Genomic DNA, 18,143 nt, shown 5'->3' with positions numbered 1-18,143 from the left:
GAGAGGCTCGGAGTCAAGGATCGCGCAGCGACCGCGAAGCGGCGCCGAAGGCGTCCTTGACGCCGAGACGCGGTCTGCTACGCGCGCGGCCACCCGACCCGGACAACCCGTGACACCACGCGACAGACGTGGCTTCGAGGCTCGCTGCGCTCGCACCTCAGCCGACGTAGGCGCTCGCACCTCAGCCGACGTCGGGACTACGCCGTCACGCGATAGGCGTCGAACACACCCGGAACCCCACGCACGGCCTTGAGGACGGTGTCGAGGTGCTTGGCCTCGGCCATCTCGAAGGTGAAGCGCGACTTGGCGACGCGGTCGCGGGTGGTGGAGAGGTTGGCGGAGAGGATGTTCACGTGGGCGTCGGAGAGCACCATGGTGATGTCCGAGAGCAGACGGGCGCGGTCGAGGGCCTCGACCTGGATGTTGACCAGGAAGGTCGACTGACCCGTCGGCGCCCACTCGACCTCGAGGACCTTCTCGGGCTGGGTCTGCAGCTCGGCGGCGTTGGTGCAGTCGAGGCGGTGGACCGAGACGCCGCCGCCCTTGGTGACGAAGCCGAGGATGTCGTCGGGCGGGACGGGCGTGCAGCACTTGGCGAGCTTGACCCAGACGTCGGGCGAGCCCTTGACGATGACCCCGGAGTCGGAGCCGCCGCTGCCGACGCGGGAGCGACCGCGGCGACCGGTGATGGTGACGGCTTCGGCGAGGTCCTCCTGGACGCCCTCGTCGCCGCCGTTCATCTCGATCACGCGGCGTACGACGGCCTGTGCGGACAGGTTGTTCTCGCCGACCGCGGCGAACAGGGCCGTCACGTCGGCGAGCTTGAAGTGGTCGGCGACCTGGTTGAGCGACTCGTGGGTGAGCAGCCGCTTGATCGGCAGCCCCTCCTTGCGCATGAGCTTGGCGATCTGGTCCTTACCGCGCTCGACCGCCTCCTCGCGGCGCTCCTTGGTGAACCACTGCCGGATCTTGGAGCGCGCCCGCGGTGAGCGGACGAAGGTCAGCCAGTCGCGTGACGGGCCGGCGTTGACCGACTTGGAGGTGAAGACCTCGATCACGTCGCCGTTCTCGAGCGGCGACTCCAGCGGCACCAGGCGGCCGTTGACCCGGGCGCCGATGGTGTGGTGCCCGACCTCAGTGTGGACGGCGTAGGCGAAGTCGACCGGGGTCGAGCCCGACGGCAGCGCGATGACGTCGCCGCGCGGGGTGAACACGTAGGTCTCGGCGCGGTTGATCTCGAAGCGCAGCGACTCGAGGAACTCGCCCGGGTCCTCGACCTCGGACTGCCAGTCGAGCAGCTGGCGCACCCACGTCATGTCGTCGACGTCGCCGCGGCGGTCGGTGTCGCGGCCCTCGCGGCCGTCCTCCTTGTACTTCCAGTGCGCCGCGACGCCGTACTCGGCGCGGCGGTGCATCCCGAAGGTGCGGATCTGCATCTCGACGGGCTTGCCCTGGGGACCGATGACGGTCGTGTGGAGCGACTGGTACATGTTGAACTTCGGCATCGCGACGTAGTCCTTGAACCGGCCGAGCACCGGGTTCCAGCGCGAGTGGAGCACGCCGAGGACGGAGTAGCACTCGCGGTCCTCGTCGACGAGGATGCGGATGCCGACCAGGTCGTAGATGTCGGAGAACTCGCGGCCGCCGACGATCATCTTCTGGTAGATCGAGTAGTAGTGCTTGGGTCGACCGGTGACGGTGGCCTTGACCTTGGCCTCGCGCAGGTCCTTCTCGACCTGGGTGATCACCTCGGCCAGGAAGCTGTCGCGCGACGGCGCGCGCTCGGCGACCATCCGGACGATCTCGTCGTAGATCTTGGGGTGCAGCGTCGCGAACGCGAGGTCCTCGAGCTCCCACTTGATCGTGTTCATGCCGAGCCGGTGGGCCAGCGGGGCATAGATGTCGAGCGTCTCGCGGGCGGTGCGCTCCTGGCTCTTGAGGGGCACGTAGCGCAGGGTCCGCATGTTGTGGAGCCGGTCGGCGAGCTTGATGACGAGGACCCGGATGTCGCGCGACATCGCGACGATCATCTTGCGGATGGTCTCGGCCTGCGCCGAGTCGCCGTACTGGACCTTGTCGAGCTTGGTCACGCCGTCGACCATCTGGGCGACCTCGTCGCCGAAGTCCTCGCGACACTGCTCCAGCGTGTAGGGCGTGTCCTCGACGGTGTCGTGGAGCAACGCTGCGACCAGCGTCGCCTCGGTCATCCCGATGCCGGCCAGGATGGTCGTGACGGCGAGCGGGTGGGTGATGTAGGGGTCACCGCTCTTACGCATCTGGCTGCCGTGCATCTTCTCGGCGGTCGTGTAGGCGCGCTCGAGCAGGGCCAGGTCGGCCTTGGGGTGGTTGGCGCGCACCGCTCGGAAGAGCGGCTCGAGCACCGGGTTGACCCCCGGTCCGCGGGTGCCGATGCGGGCGAGCTTGGCGCGCATGCCGCGCCCCGGGCCCGTCGGACCGGAGGTCGCGTCGGCCGGCGGGCTCTCGGCGGGCACGTCGTGACGTGGCGGCGACTGCTGCGGGGACAACGTACGGCGACCGGTGCTCGGGGCCGTGCGCTCCTCCGTCATTAAGTCAGTCTAGGGCGGGCTAGATGACGGCGAGCGCGGTGATGGGAATGTCGCCCGCGGTCTCGCGCCCGGGCAGGAAAGAGAGCTCCATCAGGACGGCCACACCGACGGTCTCGCCGCCGCAGGCGGCCACCAGGTCGCGGGTGGCGGCCACGGTGCCGCCGGTCGCCAGCACGTCGTCGACGAGCAGCACCCGCTCCCCCGGGGCGACGCCGTCGCGGTGGAGCTCGAGGGTCGCCTCGCCGTACTCGAGCTCGTAGGAGACGGCGTAGGTCTCGCGCGGGAGCTTGCCGGCCTTGCGGACCGGGACGAACCCGACACCGAGGGCTATCGCGACCGGGGCCGCGAAGATGAACCCGCGGGCCTCCATGCCGACCACCTTGTCGACGACCACGGTGCCGTCGGCGTCACGGCCGGCCGCCGCGAGGGCGTCGACGACGGCGGCGAAGCCGGCCGGGTCGCCCAGCAGCGGGGTGATGTCCTTGAAGACGATCCCCGGCTCGGGGAAGTCGGGTACGTCGAGGACCAGCCGGGCGAGGGCGTCGGCGGCGGCGCCTGACCGGTCCACGACGACTACTTCCCGCGCTTGGACTTGGGCTGACGCGTCGGCTGGACGCGACCCGAGGAGCCGCTCTGGCCCAGCGGTCCACGCGAGGGCGGCACGACGCGGCCGCGACCGGCCTCGGTGCTGCCCCCGGCGGAGGGCCGGGACTTGGTCAGGGTCGGCGTCGTGGTCGTCTCGACCTCGTCGTCGTCCAGGTCGAGGTCGTCGTCGACGTCGGGGTCGTCGCCCACCGGCAGGTCGTCGGTGAAGGCGGGGACCGTGGCGTAGCGGTCGGCGGCCGCGCGTTCGCGCGACTTGGCCCGCTTCTCGGCGATCTTGACCTCGTTCTCGGTCGACTTCAGCTGGACGAGCACGCGAGGCGCGAGCACGACCGAGGAGTAGACGCCGACGGCCATGCCGACGAACTGCGACAGGGCGAGGTCCTGCAGCGAGCTGGCGCCGAGCTGGGCGGCACTGATCCACAGGATCGCGCCGATCGGGATCAGCGCGACGATGCCGGTGTTGACCGAGCGGACCAGCGTCTGGTTGACCGCGAGGTTGGCCGCGACGGCGTAGGTCTGGCGGTTCTTGCGCATGTCACGCGTGTTTTCCTTGATCTTGTCGAACACGACGACGGTGTCGTAGAGCGAGAAGCCGAGGATCGCCAGCAGGCCGGTGACCGCTGCAGGCGTCACCTGGAAGCCCGACAGGGCGTAGACGCCCATGGTGATGACGACGTCGTGGATCAGCGCGACGAGGGCCGCGGCCGACATCTTCCACTCGCGGAAGTAGAGCGCGATGAAGAGCAGCACCAGGACGAGGAACACGAACACGCCGAGGATGGCGCGGTTGGCGACGTCCTGGCCCCAGCTCGCGCCGAGCTCGGAGCGGGTGATGTCGTCGTCGTCGACCGGGATGATGCCCTGGATCGCCTCGGCCACGGTGTCGCTCTGCTCGGGGGTGAGCTCCTCGACCTGGATCAGGATCGAGTCGCCGGCGGTGGTGACGACGGCAGCCTCGGTGCCGGGGACCTCGCTGTCGACGACGGCCTCGCGGACGTCCTCGGCCAGCGTCTGCGACGTGTTGTCGGTCGGCACCCGGAACTCGGTGCCGCCGGTGAACTCGATGCCGAAGTTGAGGCCGCGGACGAAGAGCGCGACGAACGCGAGCAGCACGATGCCGCCGGTGATGGAGTACCAGAGCGCGCGACGGTGGACGAAGTCGTAGGACTTGTGACCGTTGTAGAGGTCGTTTCCGAGCCTCGAGAACTTGCCCATCAGGCCCTGCCTCCCACGGTTGCGGCTGACTTCTTCGGGGTGGTCGTCGGCCCGTCGAGGCCGAGGGTGCCCCGGCTCAGGCCGGAGAACCGGTGACCGCTGTTGAAGAAGGTGAAGCGGGCGAGCCACGACACCATCGGCTTGGTGAACCAGAACAGGATCGCCAGGTCGACGATGGTGGTGAGGCCCAGCGCGAAGCCGAAGCCCTTCACCGCGCCGGTGGCGAAGATGTAGAGGACGGCCGCCGAGAGCAGCGACACGACCTGGGCCGCGAGCCGGGTGACCCGGGCGCGCTTCCAGCCGGTCTCGACCGCGACCCGCATCGACTTGCCCTCGCGCATCTCGTCTCGGATGCGTTCGAAGAAGATGATGAAGGAGTCGGCGGTCACACCGACCGCGATGATCAGGCCCGCGATGCCGGGCAGGGTCAGCACGAAGCCGGCGGTCTCGCTGAGCAGCAGGACGAGGGCGTAGGTCACGGCCGCCGCGGCGAGCAGCGACGCGACGACGACGGTGCCGAGGCCGCGGTAGTAGAGCAGGCAGTAGATGAGCACCAGGCCGAGACCGAAGGCGCCGGCGGTGAGGCCCGCGGAGAGCTGGTCCCCGGCGAGGGAGGGCCCGATCGTCTCGGTGTTGGACTCGAACTGGATCGGCAGCGAGCCGTACTTGAGGCTCGTGGCGAGTCCCTTGGCGTCGGCCTCGCTGAACTTGCCGTCGATCTGCGCGTTGCCGTCGGAGATCACCGAGCTGAAGTAGGGAGCCGAGAGCACGACGCCGTCGAGCACCATGGCGAAGTTGTCGCCGTCGGGGCCCTTGGTCAGCTCGCTGGAGACCTGGCCGAAGACGTCCTCGCCCTTGCCGCCGATGTCGAGCGTGACGGAGTAGGCGAGCTGGCCCTGCGGGATGCCGTAGCTGGCGTCCTTGAGGTCGGTGCCCTGGATGACGGCGGGCGAGAGCAGGTACTTGGCGGCCGGGGTGGCGGGCGTGTCGCCCTGGGCCTCCTCGGCCGGCTGGCAGGCGACGAGCGGCTTGAGCGGGTCGTCGACCGGCGCGGCAGGTACGTCGTCGCCGGCGTCGGGGCTCTTCTCGACCGTGCCGTCCTCGTTGCAGACGTAGGCGTTGAACTGGTCGACGTCGGCCTGGGTGTAGCTGCCGCGCATGAACGCGAGGGCCTCGTCGACCGGGGCGACCGCGTTGGCGTCGAAGGACTCGGAGTCGACCGGGGCCGTGGGCGTCTCGCCGCTGGGTGTGTCGGTCGAGGTCGGGTCGGTCGGGGCGGTGGTCGCCTCGGTCGTCGGCGCACTCGTCGGCTCTGTGGTGGGCTCGGTGGTCGGCTCGGTCGTCGAGTTGTCGGCGAAGCCGGGGGCCACGCGGTTGGCCGTGGTCGGTGCGTCGGTCGCCGGGGCACTCGTGGCCGGGGCGCTGGTGGCCGGGGCGCTGGGCGCGGGCGTGCCGGTGGCGCTCGGCGCGACCGGGGCGTTGGGGTCGGCCGTCGACGGGATCGTCGGGTCGGCCGAGGCGGCCTGGCACGGCCGGAAGTCGGAGCAGGCGACGAGGCGGAACCGCAGCTGGGCGGTGCGCTCGACGGTGGCGACGAGGTCGCGGCGCGGGTCGCCCGGGATCTCGACGACGACGAGGTTGTCACCCTGGGTGACGACCTCGGCCTCGGAGATGCCGGAGCCGTTGACGCGCTGGTCAATGATCTTGCGCGCCTCCTCGAGGTTGTCGCCGCTGGGCTCGTTCTCGGCGCGCAGGGTGATGCGGGTGCCGCCCTGGAGGTCGAGGCCGAGGGCCGGCTTCCAGGCGCTCTTGTCAGCGTCGTTGTCCTGGCCGGCCAGGGCCACGAGCCCGTAGAGGATCGCCAAGCCCAGGAGGAACACCACGAGGGTGCGTCCCGGACGGGCCTGCTTCTTCGCCACTGTTGTTCAGCTCTCCTCGGACTCGGACGCCGAGGACGTCTCCGAGTCGTTCGTCGTCTTGTGCAGGTCAGGGGTCTGGGAGTCGGTCGGGGTGTCGGACTCGGGCTGCGGGCCGGCGACGGCACCCAGGGCGACGGTGACCGTCGTACCGGGGGCGAGCTCGATCTCGGCACGGTCGTCGTGGAGCGCCACGATGGTGCCGAAGAAGCCGGAGGTGAGGATGACGGCGTCACCGACGACCAGCTCGGACTGCATCGCGCGGCGGTCCCGCTCACGGCGCACGCCGGGACGGATCACCAGGAGCCAGAAGACGAGAAAGATGCCCACGATGGGCAACAGCGGGACAAGCCCTTCCACGAACGAGACCTCTCAGTGTTGAACGACATCTGGGGATGTCGCACAGGGAGCGCGGCGCCGCTGGAACGCGACCGGCCGACAGACGAGTGTAGCCGTGAGGGTGTGCCCCCGGACCAATTGCCGACCGTCTGCCTAACGTCTCAGGGGTCGAAGAGAGTTCCCTCGTCGGGGGTCCGCGGTGGGGTGAGTCCGAGGTGGTGCCAGGCGGCGGGCGTGGCGATGCGGCCGCGGGGCGTGCGGGCCAGGAAGCCGAGTCGCACGAGGAACGGCTCGGCGACCTCCTCGACGGTCTCGCGCTCCTCCCCCACGGCGACGGCGAGCGTCGACACGCCGACGGGGCCGCCGGCGAACCGCCGGCAGAGCACGTCGATGACGGCGCGGTCGAGCCGGTCGAGGCCGAGCCGGTCGACCTCGTAGAGGTCGAGCGTGGCGTGGGCGACGTCGAGGGTGACGACGCCGTCGGCGCGCACCTGGGCGAAGTCGCGGACCCGGCGCAGCAGCCGGTTGGCGACGCGCGGCGTGCCGCGGGAGCGGGAGGCGATCTCGGCCGATCCCTCGTCGGTCAGGGGTACGTCGAGCAGCCCGGCCGAGCGGTGGACGATGCGGTCGAGGTCGGCCGGCTCGTAGAACTCGAGGTGGCCGGTGAACCCGAACCGGTCGCGCAGCGGCCCGGGCAGCAGGCCGGCGCGGGTCGTGGCCCCGACGAGCGTGAAGGGCGGGATCTCGAGCGGGATCGCGGTGGCGCCGGGGCCCTTGCCGATGACGACGTCGACGCGGAAGTCCTCCATCGCGAGGTAGAGCATCTCCTCGGCGGGGCGCGACATCCGGTGGATCTCGTCGATGAAGAGCACGTCGCCCTCGTTGAGCCCCGACAGGATCGCGGCGAGGTCGCCGGCGTGGGTGATCGCGGGGCCGCTGGTCAGGCGCAGCGGGGTGGTCATCTCGGCGGCGATGATCATCGCCAGCGTGGTCTTGCCGAGCCCGGGCGGGCCGGACAGCAGCACGTGGTCGGGGGCCCGACCGCGGCGGCGGGCGGCTTCGAGCACCAGGCCGAGCTGCTCGCGGACGCGGACCTGGCCGACGACCTCGTCGAGGGTGCGTGGGCGCAGTGCGGCCTCGATCGCCCGCTCGTCGCCGTCGGCCTCGGCGGCCGTGAGCGAGCGCAGGTGCTGTTCCTCGGCGATCTCGAGGTCGTCGTCGTGCACGCAGTCAGCCTGTCAGGCCTTGCTCAGCGCGCGGAGCGCCGCCCGGAGGAGCGCGCCGACGTCGGGCTGGTCGCCCGCCTGGTCGGCGACGGCGTCGATGGCCTTCTCGGCGTCCTTGGGACCCCAGCCCAGGCCGATGAGGCCCTGGTGGACCTGGTCGCGCCAGAGGTCGGCGGCGGCGACCGATCCGAGCGCCGGCGCGCCGGAGCGAGAGCCGGTGGGGGCCCCGATCCGGTCCTTGAGCTCGAGGATGATCCGCTGCGCGCCCTTCTGGCCGATGCCGGGGACGCGGGTCAGGGTCTTGACGTCGTCGCCGGCGATGGCGCGGCGCAGGTCGTCGGGGGCGAGGACGGCGGTGATGGCTTGGGCGACCTTGGGTCCGACGCCGGAGGCGGTCTGGACGAGCTCGAACATCGACTTCTCGTCGTCGTCGACGAACCCGAAGAGGGTCAGGCTGTCCTCGCGGACGACCATGCTCGTCGGCAGCGTCGCCGGCTGGCCGGTGCGGAGGGTGGCGAGCGTGTTGGGCGTGCACATGAGCTCGAGCCCGACTCCCCCGACGTCGACGACGGCGCTGTTGAGCGTGACGCCGGCGACCTGGCCGCGGACGTAGGCGATCATCGGGTCCTCCTGCCGGCCGCGGCGACCGCGGCGTCGATACGGGCCTGGGCGCCGCCGCGCCAGATGTGGGTGATGGCCAGGGCCAGGGAGTCGGCGGCGTCGGCCGGCTTGGGCATCGCGTCGAGCCGCAGGATGCGCGTCACCATGGCGCCCACCTGGGCCTTGTCGGCGCGGCCGTTGCCGGAGACGGCGGCCTTGACCTCGCTAGGGGTGTGCATGGCGACCGGGATGCCGCGGCGGGCGGCGCAGACCATGGCGATGCCGCTGGCCTGGGCGGTGCCCATGACCGTGCTCACGTCGGACCGCGCGAACACGCGCTCGATCGCCACCGCGTCGGGGGCGTGCTCCTCGATCCAGGCGTCGACGCCCTTCTCGATGGTGACGAGCCGCTCGGGCGTGGACAGCGTGGACGACGTACGGATGACGTTGACGTCGACCAGCCGCAGCGGCCGGCCCACGTCACCCTCGACGACCCCCATGCCCATCCGGGTCAGCCCGGGGTCGATCCCCAGCACGCGCACCCGCTCACCGTCCCTGTCTGCCCCGCACACGCCACGTCGAACGTGTGTTCGGGAGACACGCTAGGTGCTGGGTGGCCCCGGGTGGTGGTGCGACACGCGGGAGGTCAGGCGTCGGCGCTCTCGAGCTCGGCCAGCACGTCGTCGGAGACGTCGTAGTTGGCGAAGAGGTTCTGCACGTCGTCGAGGTCCTCGAGGACGTCGAAGAGCTGGAAGAACTTCGCGGCGCCGTCGGCGTCGAGCGCGATCTTGTTGTCGGGGACGAACGACGCCTCGGCCGAGTCGTAGTCGATGCCGGCCGCCTGCAGCGCCGTGCGTACGCCGACCAGGTCGGTCGCCTCGCTGATCACCTCGAGGTTGTCGCCGAGGTCGTTGACCTCGTCGGCGCCGGCCTCGAGCGTGGCCTCGAGGACGTCGTCCTCGCCGATCGTCTTGCCGTCCTGGTCGACCGGCACGAGCACGACGCCCTTGCGGTGGAACAGGAACGACACCGAGCCCGGGTCGGCCAGCGAGCCGCCGTTGCGCGACATGGCGGTGCGGACCTCCATGGCGGCGCGGTTCTTGTTGTCGGTGAGGCACTCGATGAGGATCGCGACGCCGCCGGGGCCGTAGCCCTCGTACATGATCGTCTGGTAGTCGGCGCCGCCGGTCTCGGCTCCGGAGCCGCGCTTGACCGCGCGCTCGATGTTGTCCTTGGTGACCGACGACTTCTTGGCCTTCTGGATCGCGTCGAAGAGCGTCGGGTTGCCCGCGGGGTCACCCCCACCCATGCGCGCCGCGACCTCGATCGTCTTGATCAGCTTGGTCGTCAGCTTGCTGCGCTTGGAGTCGAGCGCGGCCTTCTTGTGCTTGGTGGTCGCCCACTTGGAGTGCCCGGACATGCCTACCTCTTCCACGCTTGCTGTTCTACGGCTGCGTCACGAGGTCCACGAACATGCCGTGGACCCGCGGATCGTCACCGACCTCGGGGTGGAAGGACGTCGCCATGAGCGCGCCCTGTCGCACCATCACGATCCTATCGGGGTCGTCGACCCGGGCCAGCACCTCGACTCCCGGCCCGACCGCCTCGACCCAGGGCGCGCGGATGAAGACCCCGTGCACCGGCCGGTCGAGCCCGGTGACCTCCACCGGTCCCACGAACGAGTCGACCTGCCGCCCGAACGCGTTGCGGCGCACGGTGACGTCGAGTCCGCCGATCGTCTCCTGGCCGTCGGCCCCGTCGAGGATGCGGTCGGCCAGCAGGATCATGCCCGCGCAGGTGCCGAGCACCGGCAGCCCCTCCTTGACCCGCAGCCGCAGCGGCTCGAGCAGGTCGAAGGTACGGGCCAGCTTGGCGATCGTGGTCGACTCACCACCGGGGAGCACCAGGCCGTCGACCGCGTCGAGCTCCGCGGGCCGGCGTACGGCGGTCGCGTCGACGCCGAGCGAGGTCAGCGCTCGCAGGTGCTCGCGGACGTCGCCCTGGAGGGCGAGGACGCCGATCGTCGGGCTGGTCACCTCTCGATCGTAGGGATGGCGACCGGATGCTCAGCGCCCGGCTGCGTACCCCGCCGCAATGTCGGCATCGGAGAGAGCCGCAGTGTAGACGGCTGCTTCGTCGACGGTGCCGGTGAAGAAGTAGTTCGAGGGCTGGCTGGGCCAGGCGTTGACGTTGTCGTACCCGACCCGCCACCAACCGCTGTAGTTCTCGCCGGTCGTCACGCCCGGCAGCGAGCCGGGCACGGCGACGCCGTCGATGTAGAACTTCATCCCGGCGCTGGACAGCGAGGCCACGGCCTGGTGCCACGCATTGTCGTTGTAGGGACCTGCGGAGGTGATGGTCTGCGTCGCACCCGTGTAGACGCCGAAGCTCAAGGCTCCGCTGTTGGTCATGTAGATGTGTCGGTCGTACTGGCCCGACTGACCCGTCCTGGCGCTTCCGAAGCCGATGAGCTTGCCACCGGCCGTCGTCGTCTTGAACCAGATCGAGACCGTGAAGGTGTTGGGTCCCGCGACAGCCGCAACAAGTGGCCCCGAACTGACGTAGCCACTGGAACCGTTCAGGGTGACGGCCGACCCGGTGTCGCGGGCGCACGCCTTGGCGGCGCCGTAGGCTACGCCGCCGTTGTAGGAACCTCCGCGGTTGGTGCCACCCGAGGAGTCAGCAGCACCGAGGTTGAGCGCGCCCTCGTCGAGCTTCCAGTAGAAGAACCGCGATGCAACAGGAGCGGACCCCAGCACAGCAGCGTCGCAGGTGAAGTACTTGTTGGCGGTGAAGGTCGCCGTCGCCGTGTTGTTGTCGACCCAGGCCGCCCAAGCAGGCGCACCCCCGAGCACGAGCGTTCCGAGCACGGCCCCGATCAGCAGCCGGCGGCGCGGCACGCTCCGGGCGGCCACCCGGTCGCCGTGTCGTCGACGACCCGGCGCGCGGCGCTTGCCGCCCGAGCCGGCACCCCCGGAGGTGCCGGGGCCCGGCCCGGGCGTCCCGGAGCCGGTGCCGCGCATGACCAGCACGACCAGCCCCACGCCGACCAGTCCGAGCAGGACGAGCGCCGTACGGCTGGTCAGCCAGGCGATCACGTAGCCCGCGTGGGGCACGTGGAACAGCACGCGCGGGACCTCGGTGACGGTGTAGACCTCTTCGTCGGGCGAGTCGTTGGCGTCACCCTGCAGCGTCAGCAGGTAGGCGCCGTCGTTGCCCGGGGCGACCTCGACCACGCGGTGGGTGACCCGCTCCCCGCCCGAGGTGAGCACCGAGACGATGTCGCCCGTCTCGACGCTCGAGGCAGGGATGGTCCGGCTGAACGCGAGGTCGCCGGTGTCGATCGCCGGAGCCATGGACCCTGAGCGGAAGACCAGGGGCTTGACGTCGAAGACGACGTTGGCGATGCCCGCTAGCAGGCAGATGACCCCGAGGAGGGCCCCGATCGTCAGGGCGGTCTCCCGGGCGATCCGAGCGGGGCGGGAATCGGTCATGTGAGGTCGGTGGTGGCCGAGGCGGTGAAGGTGGCCGCCACCGTCTTGTTCTGGAGGTTGGCCTGCTGGGCACTCGCGATCGTGTTGTCGAACGTGACCTGGAAGCAGAGCGTCTCGATGCCGGTGGACGGCGAGACGAAGGGGACCAGGGCTGCGGTGGGGCGCTTGGCGAGGATCGAGGTCGTGGTCGTGCTGGTCAGCGCAACCCCTCCGGCCGTGGTGATCTCGATGCCGCCGGTGCAGGTCGAGGTGCTGCCGGTGCCCGTCTTGGTGCCGCCGGAACGGATCACGAGCTTGAGCACCGCGGTGCTGCTGTAGATCGCGGCGTCGGCGCCGGTGAGGCCGCCGGTGAGGGTGTACTTGAGCGGCACGGTGCCGCTGTTCTTGATGGTCAGGACCTCGGCCGACGACGCGCCGGGCACCATGTTCGTCATGCCGAGCGTGGTCGTCGCGTAGGCGTTGGCGTCGTTGATCCGGAGGTCGAGCGTGCCGGAGGTGAACGATCCGCCGTTGGCGGTCGCGTCGTCGGTCCAGAAGGCGAACGTGCCCTGGGCGCCGAGACCCGGGACGAGGGCCACGATGGCGACCAGCGAGAGCAGGGCGCGACTGCGGGTGCTCGTGAGACGCGCCCACCAGCCGGTGCGCGGTCTCGTGGCGGCGTGACTACCGCTCGTGCTCCTCATGGGTGCTGCTCCTCGTCGTCGGTCGTGCGTCGGGTGACCAGCAGCGCGCCGAAGCCCAGCAGGAGCAGGGCGAACGGCAGCAGCCAGGGTCGAAGCTGGGCGCCCGTGTCGGGCAGGTTGCCGGAGGCGCCGGCGTTGCCGTCACCGTCCGAGGTGCCACCGCCGCTACCGCCACCGGTGTTGGTACCGGTGTTGGTACCGGCGTCGGAGTCGGTCAGGCGGAGGTCGAACGCGAGGTCGGAGTCGAGCACCATGGTGCCGTTGGGGGCGTCGTAGTCCATCGTCGCGCGGACCTGCACCTTGACCTCGTCGCGCCCGCCGATCGCGTCGTCGTCGATGAGCGCGTGGCGTCCACCCGACTCGATCTCGGTCCAGGGACCGTTGCCGGCTCGAGCGGCGAGCGTGAGCGTCCCGGTCTCGAGGAGGGCGTCCTGCTTGGCACGCTCGACCACGAGCTGGAGGTCGCCCGCGTCGGGGCGGTTGTTGCGGACGTAGAAGGTGCGCTCCCGCACGTCGCCGGGCACCCACCGGATGCGCGGCTCGAACAGCGGAGCCTTCAGGTTCTGGCTCCAGGTGACGCCGTCTGCGCTCACCTGGAGGGTGTCGTCATCGGCACTGGCGGCAGTGACGGTCGCTCCCACCGAGAGCAGCACGAGGCCGACGAGGAGGAGCAGCGTGGTCATGCGTCGCACGGCTCCTCCTGACGATTGGTGGTCCTGGTCGAGCTGGTCCGGCGCCGGTCGCGGAGCGAGCCCACGAACATGCTGAGGGCGTAGAGCCCCAGCGATCCCGCCACGAGGTAGACCAGGGTCTGTCGCTGGTGGCCGGTCAGCCAGTTGTTGGCGTAACCGAGGTAGGGCACGGCGTACCAGAGCTGTCCTCGGATCTGCTCCGGGATGACGGGCTTGGCGTCGGGCGCCTCGTTGGCGTCGCCCTGGGTGGTGAAGGTGACCTTGCCGGTGAGGTCGGTGTTGACGGCGACGACGCGGTGGGTCACGACGGTCGGCTCACCGGAGTGCAGCTGGTAGGTCACGACCGTGCCGATCGCGATGTCCTCAGGATCGACCGGCTTGTCCACCACCAGGGTTCCGGGCGGGTAGTGGGGCACCATCGAGCCGGTGAGGATGGTGTACGGCGTCGCACCCGCGAGGCGGGGCACGAGGACCCCGACGACCAGAGCCGAGAGACACCCCAGGATGGCCGCCCAGAGGAGGACGCCACCCACCCACCGCACCGGCGCCGGCACGCGAGGTGCCGGCTCGGTGCGGCGGTGCGCCGTCACTCCCACGGTGGACACGAGGTGCGTTCTCAGACCTGGATCAGGGGCCGGGGTTCGGGTTGATCTGGGTCAGGCTGACCGTGAGGGTGTTGAGGGTCGCCACGAGGTTCTGGGTGTCGTTGGCGTTGATCTTCGGCGTGCCGGTCTCGTCGGTACCGAACGGAACCGTGGCGACGAAGGTCGCCGTCAGGACCCCGGTGTTGTCGCGCGAGTCGATGACGCCGGCGTTCGCGACGGTCCGCGGGTTGGTGCCGCCGCTGATGGCGTAGGTAGCGGCGTTGGTGATCGAGAACGAGGTCCCGGTCGGCGCCGACGTGAACGCCACGGTCGAAGGCGCGCTCACGGTGGCGGACAGGTTGTCACCCGTGGCGCCGATGGTGAACGTGCACTTCTTGGTGACCTTGTCACCGGGCACGAACAGAGCCACGGTGGTGCCGGCCTTCAGGGCGCCGGGGGCGTAGACCCAGTTGGCGTCGCAGGTGCCGTTGCTGAGGGTGAGCTTGCCGGCCGTGATGGCGCCGCCGTTGGCGGTGCCCGTCGCGGTCCAGTAGGCGAGCGAGCCGGCGCCGCCGAGGAGGAGCACGGCGGCGGTCGAGGCGGCGAGCGCCCCCTTGGTGGTCTTCTTCATGTCGATCCTTCTGGGAGTCGAGCCACCAGAGCGCAGAGATCTCCTGAAGGTCGTCGCACAACACGGCGCAGAGCAGTGCAGCGCGATGACATGTGGGGGGATGTCATACGGTCCGGACACTCGTGGGAGGAACGCCGACCGACAGGGAGTCAGGCGGCGGACCAGGGCTTCGTAGCCCCGGCGTGTCTGGATTGCTGATGCAATTGAAGTCCACCCAGATAAAGGCGTGGGGTACGTACTCAGGACCTAACCTCAAGAACGCCTCAAGGTTACGCGCCATCTGGTTAGAAATCAGTTTGGTTGGGCAACGCGTGACCGAGGACACTCACGAGAGCGCAAGCCGGAGCGCTCCGAGCCGCGTCAGACCGACGTCGGTGTCGTGCGGAGTGGGTCCGTCCGGCTCAAGCACCAGGTACGCCGACTCGGCCGCCTCCGGCCAGGCGGGCAGCCCGCTCACGTCGGGTCGCCCGGTGCGCGCGAACGCCACCCAGTAGTCGGCCACCGCGTCGGACAGCCGACCGTCGCGCCCACCGCTCACCGTGTCGAAGACGTAGGCGCCCTCGGCACCGTGGCCGGAGTAGCCCGAGGCCCGGAAGACGTAGCGGTACGTCGGGGCGCGGCGGCCGTGCGAGACGGCCCGCTCGACGGCGGGCAGGTCGAAGATCAGGTCGTCGAGGACGTCGGCGGCGAACGTGTCGCCGTACGCCGCCTCGAGGGTCGCGTTGCCGTCGCCCCCCAGCGACGCTCGCAGGGCTTCCGGGTCGACCCCGAACGAGCGGTAGTCGTCGTCGGAGAACTCGTCGGCGGTCGTACCGGTCAGGTAGGGGACGCGGGCCTCGGTGCCGTCGGCGAACGCGCGGGAGGACGACGCCGGGAGCACGGCGTCGATGATCGGGGCGTCGCCGGAGAGCGTGTTGAAGGTCGAGGAGAGCAGCCGCTCCGAGGGGAGGGCGCGCAGCTCTGCGGGAGAGAGGCGGGGGAACGCAGCCGCGCCCCGGTCCCGCGCTTCCGACAATGTCAGCGAGCGCTCGTCGCTCGGCGCCGACTCGGCGATCGCCCGCTCGTAGAGCCCGTCGGCGACGGGCGCCGACATCAGGGCGTTGACCGACATCGCGCCGGCGGAGCCGCCGGCCAGGGTCACGTTCCCGGCGTCTCCCCCAAAGGCCTCGGCGTTGTCCCGCACCCATTGCAGCGCGGCGATCTGGTCGAGCAGCCCGAAGTTGGCGACCCGTTCGCGCAGGGCGGGGTGGGCGAAGAAGCCGAGTCGCCCGAGGCGGTAGTTGACGCTGACGAGCACGATGCCGCGCTGCACGAGCGCGCTGCCCTCGCTGATCGCGGTGCCGCCGTTGCCGGCGAAGAAGCCGCCGCCGTGCAGCCACACCACCACCGGCAGCCCGCGGGCGTCGTCGTCGGGGCGGGCGACGTTGAGGAAGAGACAGTCCTCGGACGACTCGGGTCGTTGGGTCAGCGTGCGCGCGCCGAAGTCATAGCTCTTCGGCTGCACGCACGAGGCACCGAAGGCGGAGGCGTCGCGGACGCGACGCCACGGATCGACCGGCTGCGGCGGCCGCCAGCGGAGTCGGCCGGTGGGCGGGGCGGCGTACGGCAGCCCGAGCCAGGAGCGGACCGAGCCGTCGGTCACGCCGCGCACGCGGCCGGACGACGTCGTGACGACGTCGGCGAGCGGCACCGGGGCCTCCGTCGGCGGGGGCGACGTCGACACGGTGACCTCGGGCGCCGTGACGCCAACCCGGTCACCGGGGAGGGCGAGCAGGACGACCACCACAGCCGCGACCGTCACCACGACCGCGAGGGCGGCCGGGAGGAGGTAGCGGCGCACGGGGCGGGGAAGCCCTACCAGCCGCGCTCGGCCAGCCGGTGGGGCTGCGGGATTTCCTCGACGTTGATGCCGACCATGGCCTCACCGAGACCCCGCGAGACCTTGGCGACCATGTCGGGGTCGTCGTGGAAGGTCGTCGCCTTGACGATCGCCTCGGCGCGCTGGGCCGGGTTGCCGGACTTGAAGATGCCCGAGCCGACGAACACGCCGTCGGCGCCGAGCTGCATCATCATCGCGGCGTCGGCGGGGGTGGCGATGCCGCCGGCGGTGAAGAGGACGACGGGCAGCTTGCCGTGGGCGGCCACCTCGGCGACGAGGTCGTACGGCGCCTGCAGGTCCTTGGCGGCGACGTAGAGCTCGTCCTTGGACAGCGACGACAGCCGCCGGATCTCGCCCAGGATCGTGCGCATGTGGGTGACGGCGTTGGACACGTCACCGGTGCCGGCCTCGCCCTTGGAGCGGATCATCGCCGCGCCCTCGGTCAGCCGGCGCAGGGCCTCGCCCAGGTTGGTGGCGCCACACACGAACGGGGCCGTGAACGACCACTTGTCGATGTGGTTGGCGTAGTCGGCCGGGGTCAGCACCTCGGACTCGTCGATGTAGTCGACACCCAGGCTCTGCAGCACCTGCGCCTCGGCGAAGTGGCCGATCCGGGCCTTGGCCATCACCGGGATCGAGACCGTGTCGATGATGCTGTCGATCATGTCGGGGTCGCTCATCCGGCTGACGCCGCCCTGGGCGCGGATGTCGGCCGGGACCCGCTCGAGCGCCATCACCGCGACCGCTCCGGCGTCCTCGGCGATCCGGGCCTGCTCGGCGGTGACGACGTCCATGATCACGCCGCCCTTGAGCATCTCGGCCATGCCGCGCTTGACCCGCGTGGTGCCGGTTCCGGGGGTGTCGTTCGAGAGCTCGGTCATGTCGCCGATCGTACGGCGATCAGACGGTGCCAGGGGATTCGGGGCCACCCGGGTGGGTGGGCTCGACAACAGGCTCGACGACCGGCTCCGCGGCGGGCTCGGCGAGGCCGTCGAGAACCAGCGCCTGGCGTCGTACCTTCTGGATCCGGAAGACCACCGTGTAGGTGTTGGCGGCGACCAGGATCCAGAGGGCGACGTGGAGGAGGACGGGCAGGTCGAAGATGGCCGACAGGCCCGCCGCGACCAGGACGAGCACCAGCCGGTCGGCCCGCTCGGCGAGCCCGCCCTTGGCGTCCATGCCGAGCGACTCGGCGCGGGCGCGGGCGTAGGAGGTCACCGACCCCATGACGAGGCAGTAGATGGAGACGCACTCGTAGAGGTAGCTGTCGCCCGGGCCGGCGAAGTAGAGGGCGAGGCCGCCGAAGATCGCGCCGTCGCCGAGGCGGTCGAGGGTGGAGTCCCAGAAGGCGCCGAACTTGGAGGACCGGCCGAGCTCGCGCGCCATCTTCCCGTCGACGAGGTCGCTGAAGACGAAGGCGGTGATGAACAGGACGCCCGCCAGCAGGTGGCCGGTCGGGAAGAACACCAGCGCGCCAGCGCAGACCCCGACGGTGCCGACGAAGGTCACCGTGTCGGGGCTGATGCCCAGCCGGATGAACAGCTTGACCACTGGCAGCAGTACGACGCCCTGCCAGAAGTCCTTGAACCGGTCCAGGACGCTCGTCTGCAGCACGCGGAGCAGGTTAGGGCATCGATGTGGGACCCACCCTCATCAACAGCGCGTAGTGTCGGTGCACGGAGCCACCCAGGCTCTCCATCAGAGAGACCCC

Annotated in this window: 18 protein-coding genes; all 18 read right to left on the bottom strand. The window is 70.5% G+C overall.

What is annotated here, in order from left to right; all coding sequences use genetic code 11:
- Positions 1–197 precede the first annotated feature (197 nt).
- A complete protein-coding gene (locus Q7T52_RS15280) occupies positions 198–2,432 on the bottom strand; it encodes a bifunctional (p)ppGpp synthetase/guanosine-3',5'-bis(diphosphate) 3'-pyrophosphohydrolase (RefSeq protein ID WP_304803962.1) in 2,235 nt (744 codons plus the stop codon).
- A 154-nt stretch (positions 2,433–2,586) separates the two neighbouring features.
- A complete protein-coding gene (locus Q7T52_RS15275; RefSeq protein ID WP_304803959.1) occupies positions 2,587–3,135 on the bottom strand; it encodes an adenine phosphoribosyltransferase in 549 nt (182 codons plus the stop codon).
- A 5-nt stretch (positions 3,136–3,140) separates the two neighbouring features.
- Positions 3,141–4,388, bottom strand: a complete 1,248-nt coding sequence (secF, locus tag Q7T52_RS15270) for a protein translocase subunit SecF (RefSeq protein ID WP_304803957.1) — start codon at positions 4,386–4,388, stop codon at positions 3,141–3,143.
- Positions 4,388–6,307, bottom strand: a complete 1,920-nt coding sequence (secD, locus tag Q7T52_RS15265) for a protein translocase subunit SecD (RefSeq protein ID WP_304803955.1) — start codon at positions 6,305–6,307, stop codon at positions 4,388–4,390. The genes secF and secD overlap by 1 nt, the downstream gene beginning before the upstream one ends.
- A gap of 6 nt (positions 6,308–6,313) precedes the next feature.
- Positions 6,314–6,664 carry a preprotein translocase subunit YajC gene (gene yajC, locus Q7T52_RS15260; protein WP_304803953.1) on the bottom strand — a complete coding sequence of 117 codons (351 nt, stop codon included), beginning with the start codon at positions 6,662–6,664 and terminating at the stop codon, positions 6,314–6,316.
- Positions 6,665–6,804: 140 nt separating this feature from the next.
- Positions 6,805–7,869, bottom strand: a complete 1,065-nt coding sequence (gene ruvB / locus Q7T52_RS15255; protein WP_304803951.1) for a Holliday junction branch migration DNA helicase RuvB — start codon at positions 7,867–7,869, stop codon at positions 6,805–6,807.
- A gap of 12 nt (positions 7,870–7,881) precedes the next feature.
- On the bottom strand, positions 7,882–8,490 hold the full coding sequence (ruvA, locus tag Q7T52_RS15250) for a Holliday junction branch migration protein RuvA (RefSeq protein WP_304803949.1): 609 nt from the start codon (positions 8,488–8,490) through the stop codon (positions 7,882–7,884).
- Positions 8,487–9,002, bottom strand: a complete 516-nt coding sequence (gene ruvC / locus Q7T52_RS15245; RefSeq protein WP_304803961.1) for a crossover junction endodeoxyribonuclease RuvC — start codon at positions 9,000–9,002, stop codon at positions 8,487–8,489. Before ruvC ends, ruvA begins: the two co-directional genes overlap by 4 nt.
- Positions 9,003–9,115: 113 nt before the next feature.
- On the bottom strand, positions 9,116–9,889 hold the full coding sequence (locus tag Q7T52_RS15240; protein ID WP_304803947.1) for a YebC/PmpR family DNA-binding transcriptional regulator: 774 nt from the start codon (positions 9,887–9,889) through the stop codon (positions 9,116–9,118).
- Between the two features lie 25 nt (positions 9,890–9,914).
- The gene (gene pdxT, locus Q7T52_RS15235; RefSeq protein ID WP_304803946.1) at positions 9,915–10,505 is read right to left on the bottom strand and encodes a pyridoxal 5'-phosphate synthase glutaminase subunit PdxT; all 591 of its coding nucleotides are present in this window, start codon (positions 10,503–10,505) and stop codon (positions 9,915–9,917) included.
- A gap of 30 nt (positions 10,506–10,535) precedes the next feature.
- Entirely contained in the window at positions 10,536–11,963 is a 1,428-nt protein-coding gene (locus tag Q7T52_RS15230) for a signal peptidase I (RefSeq protein WP_304803945.1), read from the bottom strand.
- The gene (locus tag Q7T52_RS15225; protein WP_304803943.1) at positions 11,960–12,646 is read right to left on the bottom strand and encodes a TasA family protein; all 687 of its coding nucleotides are present in this window, start codon (positions 12,644–12,646) and stop codon (positions 11,960–11,962) included. The genes Q7T52_RS15230 and Q7T52_RS15225 overlap by 4 nt, the downstream gene beginning before the upstream one ends.
- On the bottom strand, positions 12,643–13,329 hold the full coding sequence (locus Q7T52_RS15220) for an LPXTG cell wall anchor domain-containing protein (RefSeq protein WP_304803941.1): 687 nt from the start codon (positions 13,327–13,329) through the stop codon (positions 12,643–12,645). Before Q7T52_RS15220 ends, Q7T52_RS15225 begins: the two co-directional genes overlap by 4 nt.
- Complete coding sequence (locus Q7T52_RS15215) at positions 13,326–13,943, bottom strand: signal peptidase I (RefSeq protein ID WP_304803939.1); 618 nt, start codon at positions 13,941–13,943, stop codon at positions 13,326–13,328. Before Q7T52_RS15215 ends, Q7T52_RS15220 begins: the two co-directional genes overlap by 4 nt.
- A 22-nt stretch (positions 13,944–13,965) precedes the next feature.
- Positions 13,966–14,553, bottom strand: coding sequence for an alternate-type signal peptide domain-containing protein (locus tag Q7T52_RS15210; protein WP_304803937.1), 588 nt, complete (start codon positions 14,551–14,553; stop codon positions 13,966–13,968).
- A 325-nt stretch (positions 14,554–14,878) separates the two neighbouring features.
- On the bottom strand, positions 14,879–16,393 hold the full coding sequence (locus tag Q7T52_RS15205; RefSeq protein ID WP_304803935.1) for a carboxylesterase/lipase family protein: 1,515 nt from the start codon (positions 16,391–16,393) through the stop codon (positions 14,879–14,881).
- 14 nt (positions 16,394–16,407) lie between these two features.
- Positions 16,408–17,313 carry a pyridoxal 5'-phosphate synthase lyase subunit PdxS gene (gene pdxS, locus Q7T52_RS15200; protein ID WP_304803933.1) on the bottom strand — a complete coding sequence of 302 codons (906 nt, stop codon included), beginning with the start codon at positions 17,311–17,313 and terminating at the stop codon, positions 16,408–16,410.
- A gap of 19 nt (positions 17,314–17,332) precedes the next feature.
- Entirely contained in the window at positions 17,333–18,046 is a 714-nt protein-coding gene (gene pgsA / locus Q7T52_RS15195) for a phosphatidylinositol phosphate synthase (protein ID WP_304803931.1), read from the bottom strand.
- Positions 18,047–18,143: the final 97 nt, after the last annotated feature.

It is taken from the genome of Nocardioides sp., from assembly GCF_030655615.1.
Lineage (GTDB): Bacteria > Actinomycetota > Actinomycetes > Propionibacteriales > Nocardioidaceae > Nocardioides.
This window is presented reverse-complemented; position numbering and strand designations above follow the sequence as displayed.